The 19,744-nt window shown below is 53.4% G+C and carries 16 protein-coding genes and 1 pseudogene; 6 read left to right on the forward strand and 11 right to left on the reverse strand.

The genetic code is table 11. The annotated features are described in order from the left end of the window. Positions 1 to 76 precede the first annotated feature (76 nt). The 4 genes and pseudogenes from U869_RS32880 to U869_RS32885 form a co-directional block, all read right to left on the reverse strand. The gene (locus tag U869_RS32880; RefSeq protein WP_369795064.1) at positions 77 to 646 is read right to left on the reverse strand and encodes a DUF1240 domain-containing protein; all 570 of its coding nucleotides are present in this window, start codon (positions 644 to 646) and stop codon (positions 77 to 79) included. Next, complete coding sequence (locus U869_RS0118305; RefSeq protein ID WP_025120612.1) at positions 537 to 1,016, reverse strand: Hcp family type VI secretion system effector; 480 nt, start codon at positions 1,014 to 1,016, stop codon at positions 537 to 539. The genes U869_RS32880 and U869_RS0118305 overlap by 110 nt, the downstream gene beginning before the upstream one ends. A gap of 25 nt (positions 1,017 to 1,041) precedes the next feature. Continuing rightward, the gene (locus U869_RS30885) at positions 1,042 to 1,443 is read right to left on the reverse strand and encodes a DUF1240 domain-containing protein (protein ID WP_115650703.1); all 402 of its coding nucleotides are present in this window, start codon (positions 1,441 to 1,443) and stop codon (positions 1,042 to 1,044) included. Beyond that, a pseudogene (locus U869_RS32885) lies at positions 1,440 to 2,017 on the reverse strand (hypothetical protein). Before U869_RS32885 ends, U869_RS30885 begins: the two are co-directional and overlap by 4 nt. Positions 2,018 to 2,538: 521 nt before the next feature. On the opposite strand from U869_RS32885, the gene U869_RS0118315 reads away from it, so the two are divergent. Next, complete coding sequence (locus U869_RS0118315) at positions 2,539 to 2,793, forward strand: YkgJ family cysteine cluster protein (RefSeq protein WP_025120613.1); 255 nt, start codon at positions 2,539 to 2,541, stop codon at positions 2,791 to 2,793. Here U869_RS0118315 and setB read toward each other — a convergent pair. The 4 genes from setB to U869_RS0118335 all read right to left on the reverse strand — a co-directional run bounded on the left by setB (position 2,757) and on the right by U869_RS0118335 (position 8,429). Continuing rightward, a complete protein-coding gene (gene setB, locus U869_RS0118320) occupies positions 2,757 to 3,968 on the reverse strand; it encodes a sugar efflux transporter SetB (protein ID WP_025120614.1) in 1,212 nt (403 codons plus the stop codon). The two genes, U869_RS0118315 and setB, sit on opposite strands and share 37 nt — an antisense overlap. A 161-nt stretch (positions 3,969 to 4,129) precedes the next feature. Next, positions 4,130 to 6,610, reverse strand: a complete 2,481-nt coding sequence (gene torA / locus U869_RS0118325; RefSeq protein WP_025120615.1) for a trimethylamine-N-oxide reductase TorA — start codon at positions 6,608 to 6,610, stop codon at positions 4,130 to 4,132. A gap of 11 nt (positions 6,611 to 6,621) precedes the next feature. Beyond that, positions 6,622 to 7,782 carry a NapC/NirT family cytochrome c gene (locus U869_RS0118330; RefSeq protein WP_025120616.1) on the reverse strand — a complete coding sequence of 387 codons (1,161 nt, stop codon included), beginning with the start codon at positions 7,780 to 7,782 and terminating at the stop codon, positions 6,622 to 6,624. A 227-nt stretch (positions 7,783 to 8,009) separates the two neighbouring features. After that, positions 8,010 to 8,429: an NUDIX hydrolase gene (locus U869_RS0118335; RefSeq protein WP_025120617.1), complete on the reverse strand. Its 420-nt coding sequence runs from the start codon at positions 8,427 to 8,429 to the stop codon at positions 8,010 to 8,012. A 252-nt stretch (positions 8,430 to 8,681) separates the two neighbouring features. Here U869_RS0118335 and fruB point away from each other — a divergent pair, with 252 nt between their 5' ends. The 3 genes from fruB to fruA are packed head-to-tail and all read left to right on the forward strand — an operon-like array spanning position 8,682 to position 12,453. Further along, a complete protein-coding gene (gene fruB, locus U869_RS0118340) occupies positions 8,682 to 9,815 on the forward strand; it encodes a fused PTS fructose transporter subunit IIA/HPr protein (protein WP_025120618.1) in 1,134 nt (377 codons plus the stop codon). Next, positions 9,812 to 10,750 carry a 1-phosphofructokinase gene (gene fruK, locus U869_RS0118345; RefSeq protein WP_025120619.1) on the forward strand — a complete coding sequence of 313 codons (939 nt, stop codon included), beginning with the start codon at positions 9,812 to 9,814 and terminating at the stop codon, positions 10,748 to 10,750. Before fruB ends, fruK begins: the two co-directional genes overlap by 4 nt. A gap of 14 nt (positions 10,751 to 10,764) precedes the next feature. Continuing rightward, on the forward strand, positions 10,765 to 12,453 hold the full coding sequence (gene fruA, locus U869_RS0118350) for a PTS fructose transporter subunit IIBC (RefSeq protein WP_025120620.1): 1,689 nt from the start codon (positions 10,765 to 10,767) through the stop codon (positions 12,451 to 12,453). Positions 12,454 to 12,517: 64 nt separating this feature from the next. Here the strand turns inward: fruA and nfo are convergent, their stop codons facing one another. Together nfo and U869_RS0118360 are read right to left on the reverse strand one after the other, a co-directional pair. Continuing rightward, positions 12,518 to 13,357: a deoxyribonuclease IV gene (gene nfo, locus U869_RS0118355; RefSeq protein WP_025120621.1), complete on the reverse strand. Its 840-nt coding sequence runs from the start codon at positions 13,355 to 13,357 to the stop codon at positions 12,518 to 12,520. Positions 13,358 to 13,469: 112 nt separating this feature from the next. After that, positions 13,470 to 14,549, reverse strand: coding sequence for a YeiH family protein (locus U869_RS0118360; protein ID WP_025120622.1), 1,080 nt, complete (start codon positions 14,547 to 14,549; stop codon positions 13,470 to 13,472). A 269-nt stretch (positions 14,550 to 14,818) separates the two neighbouring features. Here U869_RS0118360 and yieE point away from each other — a divergent pair, with 269 nt between their 5' ends. Together yieE and U869_RS0118370 are read left to right on the forward strand one after the other, a co-directional pair. Beyond that, complete coding sequence (gene yieE / locus U869_RS0118365; protein WP_025120623.1) at positions 14,819 to 15,712, forward strand: DNA-binding transcriptional regulator YeiE; 894 nt, start codon at positions 14,819 to 14,821, stop codon at positions 15,710 to 15,712. A gap of 129 nt (positions 15,713 to 15,841) precedes the next feature. Beyond that, positions 15,842 to 17,323 carry an amino acid permease gene (locus U869_RS0118370; protein WP_025120624.1) on the forward strand — a complete coding sequence of 494 codons (1,482 nt, stop codon included), beginning with the start codon at positions 15,842 to 15,844 and terminating at the stop codon, positions 17,321 to 17,323. Between the two features lie 274 nt (positions 17,324 to 17,597). Here U869_RS0118370 and U869_RS0118375 read toward each other — a convergent pair whose 3' ends face one another. Beyond that, positions 17,598 to 19,583, reverse strand: a complete 1,986-nt coding sequence (locus U869_RS0118375; protein ID WP_025120625.1) for a ligand-gated channel protein — start codon at positions 19,581 to 19,583, stop codon at positions 17,598 to 17,600. Positions 19,584 to 19,744 lie beyond the last annotated feature (161 nt).

Consider the following 19,744-nt stretch of genomic DNA (forward strand, 5'->3'; position numbering starts at 1 on the left):
GCAGTATTCAGCGGTTAGGAGCATCACTTTATCTATTGTGATGTATGGCAGGGGATGATCACCATGGGAATGCAACTCATCGACAAAGTGATAAATCTTTTACGTAAGTGGTTGGTGACTGCCATGATATCCTGTCGCACGTTAAATAACCGGCATTCTTCAACTTATAGTCAACATAAAAAGAAATAGGTAAACTGATAACAAGTGAGATAAACATTAGATAAACTAAATATCGAGTAACGCCTTTGTCGTATTTTGGGCGTTTATTAAATATAAAATAATATATACCGCTAACCATTGCATATAATAGCAGTGGACAGGTGAGTAAACCTATAACAACGGAAGCGGAGAAAGTTATTTCATCCGCCATGAATACTAACGCTAGCATATACTGGCAGACCAATAGGGTTACAAATGAAAAGAATATTAAGAGCGCCGTTGCTAGCACTAATTTAGTATATTTATTATTCATAAGTGTCTTAACGTTAAAATGTTCAATAAACAACCGCCATAAAATCTGGCGGTTACTCACTAAATCAATAAACTTGCTCGTCCCAAATGCTATAACCCGAGGTGCCGGAAATATTATGCTGCCAATCAATGCTTTTATAAGATAATGAAATGATCTCGTAGGGTTGACCATCATTTTGTGTCAGCGCATTTGGGCAGTGCTGGGTTATGTCTGAGATATAGGCATCTTTAAGCTTGATGGTATAAAACACTTCTAAAGTCCCGGCCGGATTGACACGGTACATATACAATACAATTTGTAGTTTTTCATTGTTTGATATCGCCATGCCAAGCAAAGGCGATGACTTATCAATCGGCTTGGTTATTCTGACTGGTTGGTGGGAGACATTTTGCATTCTGGATATATTATGATCGAAAGCAAGAATGTAAACTTGATCCTCATGTCCTTTTTGACATCTATTACCGATGGAGTCAAGAGTCGAGCAACCAGCGGATATCAAGCCCTGTTTAATACCATTAATGCTTGCATAAATCAAATTGGCCATAAATCCCTCTATGTAATGGTAAATGTTATTTGCAAAGTGATAAATCTTTTACATACGTTATTGGCGACATCCAAGAAATTTTATCGCACGTTAAATAACCATCGTGTTTAAGTTTGTAGCCCACATACAAGGATACAGGCACACTAAAAAATAATGAAGTTAACGCTAGCATGATTAAATATTTACTGATTAAAATGTTATGTTTTGGCTGCCTGTCGTAAATAAAGAAAAAAACGGAGCAAGAAAAAGTATAAAGTATTATTGGTGATGCAAAAAAGCAAACAAATATAGAAGCTGAAAATGTTATTTCATCCTTCATTAATATCAATGAGGTGACGTAGCTGTAAATCAATAACGATAAGCAAATGAATGTAATCAGCAACGCTGTTGCCCCTAATACTTTCCAAAATCGATTGCTCACACTCATCTTCTTAACCCATTAAGAATGTATTGAAAGTTTGCTTCCGGGGTTCTTGGTTTTACCTTTATCCCTTCTTTCAATAACGCTATTAATTTGTTGCTTATTCCATAATGTTTATCGATGGCATCTAAACCGGCAACAATAAAAAAGCCAACAAAAAAACTATTGCGGCAACAGCAATAATGCTACCACCTACAGCTGCTGTTGCAGTTAAAAATACACCTAGTGCATAAGACGCAACCGTGGTAATGGCTAACTTAGCCATGTCCATAGTTATATTTCCTATAAAGTCTGCCAAAGTATAATCGTCTTTAAAGATGCTTTCTATAATTCTATAGCCTAAAGAAAAGACGATGCAGAACCTCACGCCTCTCATTATTCCAGCAGTAATACCTTGTTGCCCAATACCCATCGCTAACATTTGTGGATGATTGGCGGCATACCGTGTACCAGTGATAGTTCGTCTAAGCCCTGCATAGCCTGATATATGGATAAGGTTTACTCCATTTGCTCCTGTGAACACTGTGGCAGTTATTCCGAACCTTTTGAATTCACTAATAACATCATATAATCCGCGCATGTCATTGATATTTCCTGCATAAGTGGAAACAGGATCGGTAACTTTAAATACGGAGGATATGACATTTTTCGGCTCAAGGCCTCTGGAGAACGCATCGCCACGGCTGGTACTTTGTTGCTCAAAGCCCCTGGCGAATGCTTCTCCGCGGCCCGTACCTGGATTTTTAGGGCGGCGAGAGTCGATGTCTTCAAGGATACTTTTTGCCTCAGCAATCGTGAGGACGACGTGGTATTGCGTATTATCGCTTAAGGCTTTTTCCAGCCCGATGGAGTCAAGAAACTCATGCTGGGGCTTTAGCTGGTTGATCCCGACATTGCCCTTCAGGAAGTCCCCCATGTAGCCTTCCCAACTCGGGTTGAAATTTTTATCTGACATGAAATCACTCCATTGATAGTTCTAAGCTTGCCACTCCATGAAAAATAAACTCTAGCACCATTGGTAAGATTTGTGAATGAGTATAACTTAATGCGGCGTTCTGCTATTGTCTCGCCACATAATCAGCCCCGCCAAGAGAATCGTAGATGGACTGCCGTCCCGACTGTGGTGCCTGCTGTATCGCACCTTCGATTTCCAGCTCGATCCCTGGTATGCCTAACGGCAAACCGGCCAATACCCGTTGCATCCATCTGGACCAGCAACTACGCTGCGGGCTGTTTCATTCGCCGCTACGCCCCAAAGTCTGCGGCAGCCTCCAGGCCAGCCGTGAGATGTGTCACGACCGCCGTGACGAGGCGCTGATCTACCTGGCCAAGCTGGAGGTGGATACTGCGCCTTGAACGTCCTTCAGTCGCCACATGCACAGCACGGCACCTAGCACCATCGCCAGCGCGAAGTAAAATACCGCGTGATAGCTCCACATTTCAGCCACGATGCCGGCGATCGAACCGGCAATGATCCAGCCAACGCGGGTGGTATTGGTAAATAGCGTGGTGGCGGCACCGGCTTGCCCTGGCATCAGATCCTGGAAATAGAGCATACCAATCCCCGCCAGCACGCCGATAAACACCGCGTTCAGCAGTTGCAGGGCGATCAGTTGCCAGGTTCCGGTAATAAACAGCAACCCGGCATAGAACAGCACCCCGGCAATCACCGCACAACGCATCAGGAAACGCTTGCCAAAGCGTTGGGCCACCATGCCTGCCAGCAACATGGTCGGGATTTCCAGCCCGGCAGCGGTCCCCATCAGTATCCCCGCCAGCTTTTCCGGCAGGTGCAGTTCCCGCACCATATACAACGGCATATTGATCAAATACATGCTGTTGGCCGTCCACATGAATGTACAGGCCATAAACAGCAATAAAGTATCGCGGCGGTTCTGGCGTGGGGCTTCCAGCGCAGCTCCGCCGGTGCTCTGCACTTTTGGCATGGAGGGCAACATTTTCCATACCAGCGCTCCGCAAAGAATAAAGGCAGCGGCGGCGGCCAGGTACATCACCTTAAAACCAAACCCCAATGCCAGCGCAAAGGCGATCGGTGGGCCAATCACCCAGGCCAGTGACACCTGAGCACGCAAGATAGAGCTGAACATCACCGTTTCCCGCCCGGTGTGCTCGGCATGTTCCCGTGCCAGGGCAAACATCTGCGGGTTGGCGGTGGAGCCGAAGCTGCTCAACAGCACGCCGACGAACAGCAGCAGGTAATAGTTACGGTTCCAGGCGAACAGCGCGCAGGACAATGCGCCTAGCATGCAGCAGAGAAAGATCAGCGATTTGCGATCGCCCCTTTTATCTGAGCGGCTAGCAAGAAACTGGCTGACCAAAATGCCGATCACCGCGCTGCCAGTAAAGAACAACCCGACCATCGTTGGCCGCACGTTCACTTCGGTGGAAAGGAACAGACTCAGCGTGGGGGTCTGTAAGGCACCGGCAATCCCGGTGAGAAAAGCCACGACCAGAAATGCCAACGAAGTTAAATCGGGCAAGCGTCGCGTTGCCGCAGTTGAAGTACGCATAAAGGTGAATAACTAGCCAAAGAGAAAGGAGACGCGCGAATAATACGCTCGTTTAAAAAAAACAAAAACCGGTTTCAATCAAGGAAAGGGTAACTAGATTTTATCTTTCGGCAGGAAAAGAGCGGGGCGATGTCACCATCACCCCGCGCTGGGCTTGGCGGTTATGCGCCAGCAGGAACGTCGTGCGCGGTATTCTTCAGCACTTCGCCCCGATATTTCTCAATTTCCAATTGCGCCATCTGGCCGCAGTTGCCCTGTGCCAGGCTGGATGAGCCGATATCGAAAGTCAGGCAGTTGACGTTGCCGTTCTTACAGATCGACCCTGGCGTTGCCGGATCGGCCGGATCGTACCAGGCACCTTCGCTGATCCGCACCGCGCCTGGGCGCACATCTTCACTGACAATGGCACCTACCAGGATCTGCCCACGGTCGTTAAACGCCCGCACCAAGTCGCCGTTGGTGATGTTACGCGCTTTGGCATCTTCTGGATGGATCAGGATGGCTTCACGATCGGCTACCGCATACTTTTTACGCAGCGGCGTGTTGTCGAGCTGTGAGTGCAAGCGGTTGGTTGGGTGCGCGGTATTCAAGGACAGTGGATATTTGGCTGCCTCTGGGCCACGATACCATTCATGCGGCGGCATCCAGGTTGGGATGCCTTTGCAATCCAGGTATTCCATCTTCGAGATGGCATCGGAATAGATCTCAATCTTGCCGGATGGAGTACCCAACGGATTAAGCAGCGGGTTTTCACGATAATCGGCGAAACGCACCCATTGCTTGTTTTCCTGCGGGATCGGGAAGCGAATGTAGTTGTTCGACTCCCAGAACATGTCAAACGGCGGCAGGGCAACGCGAGCGCCACGTGCCTGCAATTTCATGTCGTCGTACATGCCTTTCAGCCACTGTGTCTCGTCCTTGCCTTCGGTAAAGGCATCTAGCACGCCAATTTTGGCAGCCAGGGCGGCGAAAATGTCGAAATCGCTGCGTGACTCATGCTGTGGTGGCACGCACTGGTGCATCGGGAAGACGTACAGCTGCGAATAGTCGCCGCCCATCTCCAGATCGTTACGTTCGTAGCTGGTGGTGGCCGGCAGCACGATATCGGCATGCTTGGCGGTGGCCGTCCAGTACGGTTCGTTGACCACGATGGTTTCCGGCCGCTGCCAGGCTTTCACCAGATTGTTGGTGTCCTGATGCTGGTGGAAGGTGTTACCACCGGCTACATATACCATTTTCACGTCTGGGTAGGTGACATCGGTCCCATTGAAGTGAATCGTCTTGCCTGGGTTGGACAAACATTCGGCAATACGTGCCACCGGGATTGGCGTCGGTGAGTTCTTCGGCGCATTGCCGGCAGAAATACCGGAGAGGATACCGCCTTTGGCCGTTGGGCTACCGCCGGAAGAGTAGTGATAGCTGAAGCCAAAACCGCCGCCTGGCAGGCCGATCTGGCCCAGCATTGCCGCCACGGTCACCAGCAACCAGTGCTGTTGTTCACCATGATGCTGACGCTGGATCCCCCAGCCGCCCATGATCATGGTGCGCTGCTTGGCTATATCGCGTGCCAGCTGGCGTAGCACTTCAGCATCGACACCGCTGATATCGGCAGCCCACTCGGCAGTTTTCGGCGTACCGTCGGTTTCACCCAGCAGATAGGCCTGGAACTTGTCAAAACCTACGGTATAGGTTTTCAGGAAGTCCGGGTTATGCAGCTTTTCGGTCAGCAGAGTGTGGGCGATACCGATCAGCATCGCGCTGTCGGTGTACGGACGTGGCGCGATCCACTGTGCGCCAACATATTTGGCGCTGTCGTTGTGCACCGGATCGATGCTGATGATGCGGGTGCCTTTCTTCTTCAGCGCCTCAAAGCCGGTCTGGCCGACGTGGTCGGGGACGTTCCAGCTGTTTTTCAGCGTGATCATCGGGTTACAGCCCCACAGGATCACCAGTTGGCTGTTGTCGATCACGTTTGGCCAGGCGGTCTGCTGTTCGTAAACCTCCATTGAGCCCATCACGTGTGACATGATCACCTGTGCGGCACCGGTAGAATAGTCACCGGCATAACCCAGGAAACCACCGCTCAGGTTCATCAGGCGTTGCAGCAGGGTACGGCTGTTGTGCAGCATACCCACGCTTTTCCAGCCGTAAGAACCGGCATAGATTGACTGCGGGCCGTGATCTTTCTGCAAGCGGACGATTTCATTACCGACCAGATCGATCGCTTTATCCCAGCTGACGCGCACCCATTCATCGTTGCCGCGCAGCTCGGTGCGGCTGCCTGGGCCGCCTTCCAACCAGCTTTTACGCACCATCGGGTACTTGATACGGTTTTCCGCATGGACCTGATGAGGGGCCATGGTGATCAGATCGTTCGGGTAAGGGTCGTCTTCAACCGGTTGAACGCCGATCATTTTCCCGTCTTGCACAATGGCTTCAAATGCACCCCAGTGTGCACCGGTCAGAATGCCTTTTTGTGCCTGGCGCAGAGCCACAAACTGCGGCAATGCCTGGCTGATGGCTTCTGCCAACGCCGATTTAGGCCACAGGCCAGCAAACAGCGGTACGGCAGCCAGAGCACTGGCACCGGTCAGGAAACGACGGCGGCTCATGGCCAAAGGTTGTTGTTGATACTTGCTCATTTCGCTTCTCCTTAATTCTTGGCCGCTGGGGCAGGTTGCATATCGCTGGCATGTTTCTGAACGTATTGGGTCAGAACGCGCAGCTGTTCCTGCGACAACGAGGTGCGAGGAGCCATACCTTTAATCACGCCGATCCACTGGTTGGCGTTGAAGCGATCGAGGGCGGTCAAGCCGTGGCAACCGGTACAGTTGGCGGACATCATATCGGCGGTATAACGCCAGATTTTCTGCTGGTCGTCGATCAGTTGCTTACGTGGCAACCAGACCTGCAGTGACACCTGATGCCAGACCAGGCCAGTTTCGGCATCGGTCATGGTGCTGGTGGTTTTCAGCAGTTTGCGCGCGTCTTCGCCCAGCAATACGCTGAGGATACGTTTACCCTGCGCGGCGTAGAACACTTCGCTGACGCCATCCTGTTGCCAGCCGCTGACGTCGACCAGCACCTTGTCACCTTCCTGCTTCACCACGTGCACTTCGGTGGAAGGCATCAGGTTACCGGCGTTATGGGTCTCGTCGGCTTTCAGGAAGAACGGTTCGGTGGCGATGGTGAACAGCGTAGTTGCGGTTGGTGACGTTTCCGCTGCCGCTTTCGCCAGCTCGGCAGCACCGGCCTGTGCGGCACCGCTCATATCCGGCAGGATATGCGCGACACCTTTATGGCAATCGATACAGGTTTCGCCCTGCTTGATGGCCACCGGGTGCTGAATACGCGCTTCAGGACGCTGGGCGGTGATATCCATGGCGTCGAAGCTATGGCAAGAACGGCAGGTTGCCGAATCGTTTTCTTTCAGCGTTTTCCACACCGATTGCGCCATGGCCAGCTTATGGGCTTCGTATTTTTCTGGGGTGTCGATTTTGCCGGTCATTTCGCCGTAGATATCTTTCACCGCGCGGATCTTGGTCCACAGGTAATCGAGTGGCTCATGAGGGACGTGGCAGTCGGCGCACTCGGCGCGGATACCTTTAGAGTTCTGGAAGTGGACGCTGCCTTGGTATTCGGCCAGAGGTTGTTGCATGGTGTGGCAGGAAACACAGAAGGCGGTATCACTGGTTTTGTGGAAGACGGTCGCGGTTCCCGCCAGCAGTGCGGCACCGAGAATAATCCCTATTACCAAAATCCATAGCCATCCCCACCGGCGTCGCTTTTCAAAGCCAGTTTGTTTTTTGCTCATATTGAACCCACTTATAGTTATGAAATACCAAGGAAAATCTTGCCAAAAAAAGTTCGACACCAGGCCGAATTATCCGAATAAGTATAGATATTTTCGCCAAATAAACCTAATACCTTAGGGGTATTTACAGTGAAAAATAGAGTAATTGAGCAATAAAATAGCGTTATATTTTGATTTATATAGCGCTATTTATTGACGGACAGGAGAAAATATAGAGAGGAATAACGTCAAAATACAGGCAGATACACCTGTTGGCTCAGCCAGAGGTGGATTGCCGTTCTGCTCGCCTCAAAATGGGGTTGCGGCAGATCGTTTGGGGAACACCAGCGCCATTCGGCACATTTTTCCGGCTCTTTTAACTCCGCTTCGCCTCCTGGATGCTGAACCAGCATACAGATCGACACCGTATGCTTTCCCTCTGCGCGCCAGGTTTGCAGATTATTGCTGACGCCAATAAAGGTCGGCGTGGCTATCTGCAAGCCGGTTTCTTCGGCGATTTCGCGCTGGGCGCACTGCTCAAAGGTTTCCCCGGCGTCCAGATGGCCCCCCGGGATCGACCAGAAAGGGGCGTGGGTCCCGCAGCGTTTGCCCAGCAGGATTTGCCCTTCAGCATTAACGATAATGACCCCAATACCGGTTGCGACCATTTTGGTTTTTCTCCTTCAGCTTTGTTTCAGCACAGTATGCCATTTTCTCCTGTACGTAGGGGTAACAGCGAGAAAAGTGTGCGTAAGTTCAAAAAACTATCACGTCAAGATTAAGAAAACTTGCTTTCGGTGATAGCAGCTTACACACTCATTGAAACGTTTCAGCGTTATCGATGGCTTGGTTAGGCGATGGGTAACGCTCCTTTTTCTTAACGTGGCTGAAACGATTCAATTCGGCAGGAGAGGAGAACCATGTTCCAGTTGTCACAGCAAGATATTCACCTGGGAGCTGCGGCTAGCGGCAAACAGGAAGCCATCCGGCAGGTAGCGGCAGCGCTCACCTCTGCCGGCTGCGTCAGCGCCGGTTATGTTGATGGCATGCTGCAGCGTGAGCTGCAAACATCGACCTATCTCGGCAACGGCATCGCCATTCCCCATGGGACTACCGATACCCGCGATCTGGTGCTGAATACCGGTGTGCAGGTATTCCAGTTTCCACAGGGCATCGAATGGGGCGAAGGCCAGACGGCCTATGTGGTGATCGGCATTGCCGCACGCTCCGATGAACACCTGGCGCTGCTGCGTCAGCTCACGCATGTGCTCAGTGATGACAGCGTTGCCGAACAACTGGCAAAAACGACGTCAACCGAAGAACTGCGCAGCCTGCTGATGGGCGAGAAGCTGGCGGCTGAATTCAAGTTTGATGCCTCACTGATTTCCCTCGATGTGGCTGCTGATTCCCTGATGACGTTACAGGCTTTGAACGCGGGCCGTCTGCAAAAAATCGGTGCGGTCAACGCCCAGTTTGTCAGCGATGTGATCACCCGTAAGCCGCTGAACCTGGGGCAGGGGATCTGGTTGAGTGACAGCACCGAAGGCAACCTGATCAGCGCTGCTACCGTCAGCCGCCCGGCGCAGGCGTTTGAAGAAGAAGGTGAAAAGGTCGCGCTGTTGCTGACCGTCTCCGTGGCCGATCAGCAACCGCTGACGGTGCTGAACTACTTAAGCGATCTGTTAGTCAGCCAAAAAGCTGAACGTTTGCTGAACGCCGATGCGGTTGGCGTGCTGGCATTACTCACCAGCGAAGTTGCTGAAGAGAGCGCGGTGCTGACTGCGGAATATGTAGTGCGTAACGAACATGGCCTGCATGCCCGCCCGGGCACGGCGCTGGTCAACGTGATCAAACAGTTTTCCAGTGACATTACCGTCACCAATCTCGACGGCAGCGGTAAACCGGCCAACGGTCGCAGCCTGATGAAGGTGGTGGCACTGGGTGTGAAAAAAGGCCATCACCTGCGCTTTACCGCCAGTGGTGACGATGCTGAAGCGGCGCTGAAAGCCATCGGTGAAGCAATCAGTGAAGGTCTTGGCGAGGGTGCAGCATGAGCAGAAGAGTAGCGACCATAACCTTGAACCCGGCTTACGATCTGGTGGGCTTTTGCCCGGAGATCGAACGGGGTGAGGTTAACCTGGTAAGAACCGCCGGTCTACATGCGGCAGGTAAAGGGATCAACGTTGCCAAGGTACTGAAAGATTTAGGTATCGATGTCACCGTTGGCGGTTTCCTTGGTAAAGACAACCAGGATGGTTTCCAGCTGTTGTTCAGCGATTTGGGTATTGCCAACCGTTTCCAGGTGGTTCCTGGGCGTACGCGTATCAACGTCAAGCTGACGGAAAAAGACGGTGAAGTGACCGACTTCAACTTCTCCGGTTTTGAAGTAACGCCGCAGGATTGGGAACGTTTTGTGACGGATTCCCTCAGCTGGCTGGGTCAGTTTGACATGGTTGCCGTCAGCGGCAGTTTGCCTGCCGGTGTTGCTCCGGAAGCCTTTACCGAGTGGATGACCCGCCTGCGTGCGCAGTGTCCGTGCATCATTTTTGACAGCAGCCGTGAAGCGCTGGTGGCCGGATTAAAAGCCTCTCCGTGGTTGGTCAAACCCAACCGCCGCGAACTGGAAATCTGGGCTGGCAAACCGTTGCCGAAGCTGGACGATGTGGTTGAAGCCGCTCACGCCCTGCGTGAACAGGGCATTGCCCATGTGGTGATTTCACTGGGTGCTGAAGGAGCGCTGTGGGTTAACGCCTCTGGTGCCTGGATCGCCAAACCGCCAGCCTGTGAAGTGGTCAGTACCGTCGGTGCCGGTGATTCCATGGTTGGCGGGTTGATCTACGGCCTGCTGATGCGTGAATCCAGTGAACATACCTTGCGCTTGGCGACTGCCGTGGCTGCTCTGGCCGTTAGCCAGAGCAACGTTGGCATCACCGATCGCCCGCAGTTGGCCGCGATGATGGCGCGTGTCGATCTGAAACCCTTTAATTAATCGCAGGAGGCAGAATGAAAACGCTGCTGATGATAGACAGTTCGCTCGGACAGGCTCGTAGCCACCTGGCGAAACGCATACTTGAGGCCGCTGCGGCCAAAACCGGCCTGACGCTGGTTAACTCGGTCAGCGAGGCTGAACTGGTCGTGGTGGCGGGTGCTTCCGCTCCTGCTGACGCCGAGCTGAACGGCAAACAGGTTTATATTGGTGATGTGGAACACGCGGTGCGTGAACCCGAAGCCTTCCTGACCGCGGCCCAGGCACAAGCCAAACCGTATCAGGCTCCGGCGCAGTCTGTGACCCTGGTAAAAACCGCCGGTCCGAAACGTATTGTTGCCGTCACTGCCTGTCCGACCGGTGTTGCGCATACCTTTATGGCAGCCGAAGCCATCGAGAGCGAAGCCAAGAAGCGTGGCTGGTGGGTGAAGGTGGAAACTCGTGGTTCCGTAGGTGCCGGGAATGCCATCACGCCAGAAGAAGTGGCGGCGGCCGATCTGGTGATCGTCGCGGCGGATATTGAAGTGGATCTGGACAAGTTTGCCGGTAAGCCGATGTACCGTACCTCGACCGGTTTGGCACTGAAGAAAACCGTGCAGGAACTGGATAAGGCGCAGGTTGAAGCCGAGATCTTCCAGCCGCAAAAAAGCGGTGGCACCGCGAACTCAGGCAAGAAGAAAGAGAGCGCCGGGCCTTATCGCCACCTGCTGACCGGCGTGTCTTACATGCTGCCGATGGTCGTGGCGGGCGGTCTGTGTATCGCGCTGTCGTTCGTGTTTGGTATCAAGGCGTTTGAAGTGAAGGGGACGTTGGCTGCGGCGCTGATGCAGATCGGTGGCGGTTCGGCCTTCGCGCTGATGGTGCCGGTTCTGGCGGGTTATATCGCGTTCTCCATTGCGGATCGTCCTGGCCTAACGCCCGGTCTGATCGGCGGGATGTTGGCGGTTAGCACCGGTGCCGGTTTCCTCGGCGGTATTATTGCCGGTTTCCTGGCGGGTTATGTGGCCAAGGCCATCAGCAGTAAGCTGCATCTGCCACAGAGTATGGAAGCGCTTAAGCCAATCCTGATTATTCCACTGGTTGCCAGCCTGATCACCGGTTTGATCATAATTTACGTGGTGGGTACTCCCGTCGCGAAAATCATGGAAGGCCTGACCAACTGGCTGCAATCGCTGGGCACCGCTAACGCGGTACTGCTGGGCGCTATTCTGGGTGCGATGATGTGTACCGACATGGGCGGCCCGGTGAATAAGGCGGCCTATGCCTTTGGCGTGGCGCTGTTGAGTTCTTCGGTCTACGCACCTATGGCGGCGATTATGGCGGCAGGTATGGTGCCACCGCTGGCGATGGGGCTGGCGACCATTCTGGCACGCCGCAAGTTCGAGAAATCCGAACAGGAAGGGGGCAAGGCTGCACTGGTGTTGGGGCTGTGCTTTATCACCGAAGGGGCAATCCCGTTTGCGGCTCGTGATCCAATGCGCGTTCTGCCGTGCTGTATCGCCGGTGGTGCCTTGACCGGCGCACTGTCGATGGCCTTCGGTGCAAAACTGATGGCACCACACGGTGGTCTGTTCGTACTGCTGATCCCTGGAGCAATCTCACCGGTACTGCTGTATCTGCTGGCGATTGTTGCGGGTACGCTGTTGGCGGGTGTGGCCTATGCGGTCATCAAACGCTCTGAAGTGCCGGTAGCCACGCTGGCCTAACGGTTACGCAAAACAAAAAAACCGGCATCTGAACCATGCCGGTTTTTTTTATCCCCACAGCAAGCTATTGCTGCGCTTTCAGCCAGGCAATCTCCTCGGCCCAGATATCCGGATTCACCGTCTCCAGGATCAGCGGGATCCCATCAAAACGCTCGTCGCGCATGATATAGCTGAATACGGTCTTACCGATATTGCCTTCGCCCAGACTGTGGTGGCGGTCAACCCGGCTGCCAAACTCGCTCTTGGCATCGTTAAGATGCATACCGCGCAGGTAGTTAAAGCCCACTACGTCGCCCAGTTCCTTAAACGTCTTTTGGCAATCTTCTTCGGTACGCAGATCGTAACCGGCGGCGAAAGCGTGGCAGGTATCAATGCAGACGCCGACGCGACTCTTGTCTTCCACACCGTCGATGATGGCTGCCAGGTGTTCAAACTTGAACCCCAGATTGCTGCCTTGCCCGGCGGTGTTTTCGATCACGGCGGTAACGCCCTGGGTTTTATCCAGCACGATGTTAATCGACTCGGCAATCCGTGCCAGGCACTTGTCTTCATCGATCTGCATCAAGTGGCTGCCTGGGTGGAAGTTCAGCAGCGTCAGCCCCAGTTGTTCGCAGCGTTGCATCTCATCAAGAAACGCCTCGCGGGATTTCTCCAATGCCTCTGTTACCGGATGGCCAAGGTTAATCAGATAGCTGTCGTGCGGCAGGATTTGCCCTGGGCCGTAGCCGTACTGTGCGCAGGCACTTTTAAATTTATCTATCACGTCGGCTGGCAGTGGGGCTGCTTTCCATTGACGCTGGTTTTTAGTGAACAGGGCGAATGCGGTCGCCTCTAATTCGTGTGCGCGGATCACGGCTTGATCCACACCACCTGAAGCGCTGACATGTGCACCGACAAACTTCATTTTCATTCTCCTCTGATATCGGCACCATTATGGCATTGATAAGCGAAGGATTGAATGGCGGTGAAATGAAGCGAGCCTGGAAACCCAGGCCCGCAGTAGAAGAAAGGTTAGATTACAGCAGGTGTTGCACCAGCAGGTTGATAGCGCCACCGCCGATCACCAGCCAGGCAAACAACAATGTCGCCAGTAGGATGGGCTTCACGCCAGCCTGACGCACTGCGCTGATGTGGGTAGTCAGGCCGAGCGCTGCCATCGCCATTGCCAGCATCCAGGTATCGATGGTGATCAGATGCTGCACCAGCGTAGTCGGGATCAGGTTGAACGAGTTCAGCCCGGCCACGGCAATAAACAACACGGCAAACCATGGAATGGTGATGGCCGATTTTTCGCTCTTGCTACCGCTCCCTGCCTTACGGCTGATGAAACCAGACAGCAACAACAGGAACGGCGCCAACATCATGACGCGGATCATCTTGGCGATCACTGCCGCGTTTTCCGCATCCGGGCCGATAGCGTGGCCAGCAGCCACTACCTGAGCTACCTCATGGATTGTTGAACCCGCGTAGATGCCGAAGGTTTCCTGTGTGAATGGCAGCCACTGGAAATGCTCATTCAACTGGTATAGCCATGGATAGGCAAAGATCGCCAGCGTACCAAATACCACCACGGTCGAGACGGCTACGGCCACCTTGCTGGAGTCGGCCTTCAGCACCGGCTCGGTGGCCATCACGGCAGCGGCCCCACAGATGCTGCTACCAGCACCGATCAACATGGTGGTTTGGCTGTCCAGGCCAAACACTTTTTTCCCCAACCAGCAGGCCAGGAAAAAGGTGCTGCTCAGAGTGAGGGCATCGATAATGATACCGCTGGCTCCCACGTCAGCAATTTGCTGGAAGGTCAAACGAAAGCCATAAAGGATGATCCCCAGGCGCAGCAGTCGTTGTTTGGCCAACTGTACGCCGCTATGGCAGCTAGGTTGCAGCCACGGATACAGCGTGTTGCCGACCAGAATGCCTAGCAGGATCGCCAACGTCAGGGCGCCTAATCCTAGCCCGGCAATCCAGGGAACATCCCCCGCCCAGACCGAAAACGCGGTCAGCGCGCCGGTCAGCAGTAAGCCTGGTATCAGCCGTGGTAGTCCAAACAGGGGAAAGCGCTGTTCGGGATAGGTATGAGTGCTGTCACTCGCCATGATGATTTTGTCCTCTGCTAAATTCCTGAACGCAATGATAAAAGCAGACGACCTAAAAGAGAAATTGATTATATATTTATAACTTATCGATATAAGTGGTTTAGCGTCTGTCGATTATCTTGAGCACCAGGCTAGGTGTCGTAAACGTGATAATCTTATAAGGCAGGGACGTTAACTTACCGATGCCCCCGTGGCTGATGTTTTGGTGTTTTTATTTAAATGGTTTGGTCTGATTTTTGGCTAACAATTCTCTTTATGTCGAGGCTGCTATGCATATCACTTTGCGCCAACTGGAAGTCTTTACTGAGGTACTGAAAAGCGGATCAACCACTCAGGCCTCAGTGGTATTGGCTTTATCACAATCGGCGGTCAGCGCGGCGCTGGCCGATCTGGAAGGGCAACTGAAAGTCTTGCTGTTCGATCGCGTGGGCAAACGCCTGGTGATCAACGAGCATGGTCGTTTGTTGTACCCCAAAGCGCTGGCTCTGTTGGAGCAGGCGGGGGAAATTGAACAGCTGTTTTTGCATGACAGCGGGGCGCTGCGTATCGCCGCCAGCAGCACCATCGGCAACTATATGCTGCCGGAGATGATTGCCCACTATCGGCAGGATTTTCCTGCGACTCCGCTGGAGTTGAATGTGGGAAACAGCCAGGAGGTGATTGTTGCGGTAGCCGATTTCCGTGTCGATCTGGGGTTGATCGAAGGACCATGCCACATGCCGGAACTGGTCACTCAGCCATGGCTGGAGGATGAGCTGGTGGTGTTTGCTGCGCCGGATAACCCGTTGACGCAGCAACCGGTGACGCTGGCAACACTGGCCAGCGCCCCTTGGATCCTGCGGGAACGGGGGTCTGGTACGCGAGAGGTGCTGGATCATCTGCTGTTGGCACATATGCCGAACTTCCAACTGGTGATGGAGTTAGGCAACTCGGAAGCGATCAAGCACGCGGTACGTCACGGCATCGGCATCAGTTGCCTGTCACGTCGCGTAGTGGAGGAGCAATTGGCCAGCGGGGTGTTGGTGGAGCTAAGTATCCCTCTGCCGCCGTTGATGCGTACGCTATACCTGATCCACCATCGGCAAAAGCATATTTCCAATGCGTTACAGCGTTTCCTGAGCTACTGCGTTGGGCCAAAGTCCGCTCAAGATCACACAAAGTAACCATTAGGGCCGTTGCTAATAATTGTCCCCGGATTATGAAGCTATCTTATATCAGGGCAATGTTACTAGTGCGCGGGCGGGTATTTGTTACAATCCGGCCCTCATTTTTGACGAGCAGATAGGGTAAGAATGGCTCAGCAGGATATAAAAACAGCGGGGCAGCAAGCACCCGGATTACGCCGCGAGCTGAAAGCGCGGCATTTAACCATGATTGCCATTGGCGGTTCCATTGGTACCGGCCTGTTTGTGGCCTCTGGTGCAACGGTTTCCCAGGCAGGGCCAGGTGGCGCACTACTCTCCTACGCATTGATCGGTCTGATGGTGTATTTCCTGATGACCAGCCTGGGTGAGCTGGCGGCGTTTATGCCGGTTTCAGGATCGTTTTCGACCTATGGTGCCAAGTATGTTGAAGAAGGCTTTGGCTTCGCGCTGGGCTGGAACTACTGGTACAACTGGGCGGTGACCATTGCGGTCGATCTGGTAGCATCGCAACTGGTGATGAACTACTGGTTCCCGGACACGCCGGGCTGGATCTGGAGCGCCTTGTTCCTGGGCCTGATGTTCTTGCTTAACTACATCTCGGTCAAAGGCTTCGGTGAAGCGGAATACTGGTTCTCACTGATCAAGGTGAGCACGGTGATTATCTTTATCGGCCTCGGCGTACTGATGATTTTCGGTATCCTGAAGGGCGGTGAAAACGCCGGTTGGCATAACTGGACGATCGGCGATGCGCCGTTTGCCGGTGGCTTCTCGGCCATGATAGGCGTGGCGATGATCGTCGGCTTCTCGTTCCAGGGTACTGAGTTGATCGGTATCGCTGCGGGTGAGTCGGAAGATCCAGGCAAGAACATTCCACGTGCGGTACGTCAGGTGTTCTGGCGTATTCTGTTGTTCTATATCTTCGCGATCCTGATCATCAGCCTGATCATTCCTTATACCGATCCAAGCCTGCTGCGTAATGACGTGAAAGACATCAGCGTCAGCCCGTTCACGCTGGTATTCGAACATGCTGGCCTGCTCTCTGCGGCGGCGGTGATGAACGCGGTGATCCTGACGGCGGTACTGTCTGCGGGTAACTCCGGGATGTATGCCTCCACCCGTATGCTGTTTACGTTGGCTTCGGAAGGTAAGGCACCACGTATTTTCGCCAAACTGTCGAAAGGCGGTGTACCGCGTAATGCGCTGTATGCGACCACCGTGGTGGCGGCGTTGTGCTTCCTGAGTTCGATGTTCGGCAACCAGTCCGTGTACCTGTGGCTGCTGAATACCTCGGGTATGACCGGCTTTATCGCCTGGTTGGGGATCGCTATCAGCCACTACCGCTTCCGTCGCGGCTATGTGATGCAAGGGCATAACCTGAACGATCTGCCGTATCAATCCGGTTTCTTCCCGTTGGGGCCAATGTTTGCCTTCGTGCTGTGCTTGATCATCACGCTGGGGCAGAACTATCAGGCCTTCCTGGCGGACCGCATTGACTGGTACGGCGTGACGGCAACTTACATCGGTATTCCACTGTTCCTGATTATCTGGTTCGGTTACAAGCTGACGCGCGGCACTAAAGTCGTGAAGTACAGCGAAATGGAATTCCCGAAGTGGAACCCAAATAAGTAAGTCATTAGCACTAAACGCGGCGGGCAACCGCCGCGTTATTTCTCCCCTCCAAAAAACAATCCCAGCTAAACTCTAACTTCAAAATACGATGGCAATAATGCCGGTCGGTCATTGGGCTATCAATTTTTTCCCTCACCCACAGTGCGAGAGAGCAGAGCGGTGTTGCGTAGGGGCGCCGCATGCTGCGCCCATGCAAAGGTCAGATGTGGGAGTCGAATTGTGGCACGGTAGGTCCCCTCTCCCTGTGGGAGAGGGGTAGGGTGAGGGGCGGTAATCAGAAGTTGTAAGTCATACCCACGGTGTAACGACGGCCATCCAACGTGGTGTTGTAGTGTTCGTAATCCACGGTTTTATCCAGAATGTTGTAAACCCCACCGCTGAGTTGCAGGTTTTTAAGTGCCTGATAACTCACCCCGGCATCAACAAAGGTATAGGATGGCGTGCTGACCGCCATAGAGGTACGGCTCAGGTATTCCGAGGTTTCGCTGCGGAAGTTAACGCGTGACCACAGGCCCAGATCCTCAGTAGCTTGCCAATCCAGCACGCCATTGATCATGTGCTTCGGCATCTGGTTCAGCGCCTTGCCCTGGAACTCGCCGCTCTTTTGTTCTGACTCGGTAAAGGTGTAGTTGGTGCTCAGCTTCCAGTCGTCGGTGATCTGCCAGCCGGTGGTCACTTCGATACCACGCATATTGGCTTTATCCACGTTGACGCGGTCGCTGACGAAATCATATGTCGTGTCACCGATGGTGCAAGCCGGATCGCTTGAACTGTTGCAGCGACGAACTTCGGTGATCTTGTCTTTGAAATCGGTGTTATACAGGGTGATACCTGCGTTCAGCCCCTCCTGGTTGTCCCACAGAATGCCAACTTCTTCACTGATGCTTTTCTCTGGCTTCAGATTTGGGTTACCCACGATGATGCCATTGCTCACACCGCCGCCGGTGATTTGGCCCCAGTTGGCAGAGGATTGACGCAGGTCCGGTGAGCGGTAGCCCGCTGACACGCCGCCTTTCACGGTCCACATCTCCGTCAGGTGCCATACGCCGTACATGCGTGGTGTCCAGTGGCTACCGTAGTTCTGATCGCGATCCATACGGATGCCGGTGGTCAGGCTGAAGTCGTTGGTCAGCGCCCATTCATCTTCGGCGAACAGCGCCCAGCTCCAGCGGGTCAACTGATCCAGGCCATCTGCTGCTTCGAGTTGGTTGCCGCCGTCACTCAGTTTCTCGTAACGGTATTGCCCGCCGAGGTTCAGCATGTGGTCGCCAAGATCAAACTGGGTCTGGGTGTTGAAGATGGTGTTGTACATCTTCATGTCGCGCCCTGGATTATTGGTTTCTTCGCGCTGAATGTAGCTGGTGCTGTTACCAAAGTCGTAAGTACCGTTATGCGTGATCGAGTAGTTATTACGGGTATACAGGTTGTCGCTGGAGGAGTTGGGTTTACAGACGCCTTTGCGGCAGTTTTCTGATGCCACGGACTTGCCCGGCGTGCTGTTGCGATCCTGTAGGGAGCGGCCGATTTCAAAATCAAAATCGTTCCGCTCGTCCGGCGTCAGGCTGAAGACTGCCGTGCCACTGCGCATCCGCTGTTCGTTAAAGCCGTTGACGAAGTGATCTTCCCCACGGTGGGAAAACAGGCCATTCACGCGTAGGCCAAGCAGTCCATCGATTAGCGGGCCAGCGGCGTAGGCGTTGGTCTGGTAGATATCGCCGGAGTTCCGGTCTTCCTGGATGGTGGCATCGCCTTGCAGAGAGCCGGTCCAGGCTTTAGTGGTGGAGGTTTTGCGCGTGATGATGTTGATCACCCCACCCATGGCGTCGGAACCATAAAGTGAAGACATTGGCCCGCGCACCACTTCAATACGTTCAATCGCCTGCAATGGGGGCAACCAACCCTGTTCGATACCGGCATTATCGCTGTTAGGGCGGGTGCCACGGGTATCGACGCGCTTACCGTCGATCAGGATCAGCGTGTATTTGGAGGACATGCCCCGGATGCTGATATCGCTGCTGCTGCCACCGCCGGTGACAACTACGCCCGGCACGTCTTTCAACGCATCGGTAACGTCGCGGTAGGCTCTGGTTTCCAGTTGTTGGCGAGGGATCACCGAAATGGTCGCTGGCGAGTCTTGGATTCTTTGCTGGAAACCGGAAGCGGTGACCACCATGGTATCCGCTGGTTGTGCCAGAACGCTGCCGCTGGCGAGTGATGCGAGGATTAACGCAGTCAAGGTGTTATAGCTTGGCTTTTCCATGAGAGAAATATTCCCGTCCCGAGGTCAACAGGTTTTCCTGTTAATTATTTGATTTAAAATGAATATATGTTACGCCGCCACGAGAAATGGTCGTTTCGTGAAGAAAGCGTCAGGCCATTGTAAGGAAATTGACAGGAATGTAAATGCAAATGATAACTCAT

This window comes from Serratia sp. H1w (assembly GCF_000633355.1).
GTDB lineage: Bacteria > Pseudomonadota > Gammaproteobacteria > Enterobacterales > Enterobacteriaceae > Chania.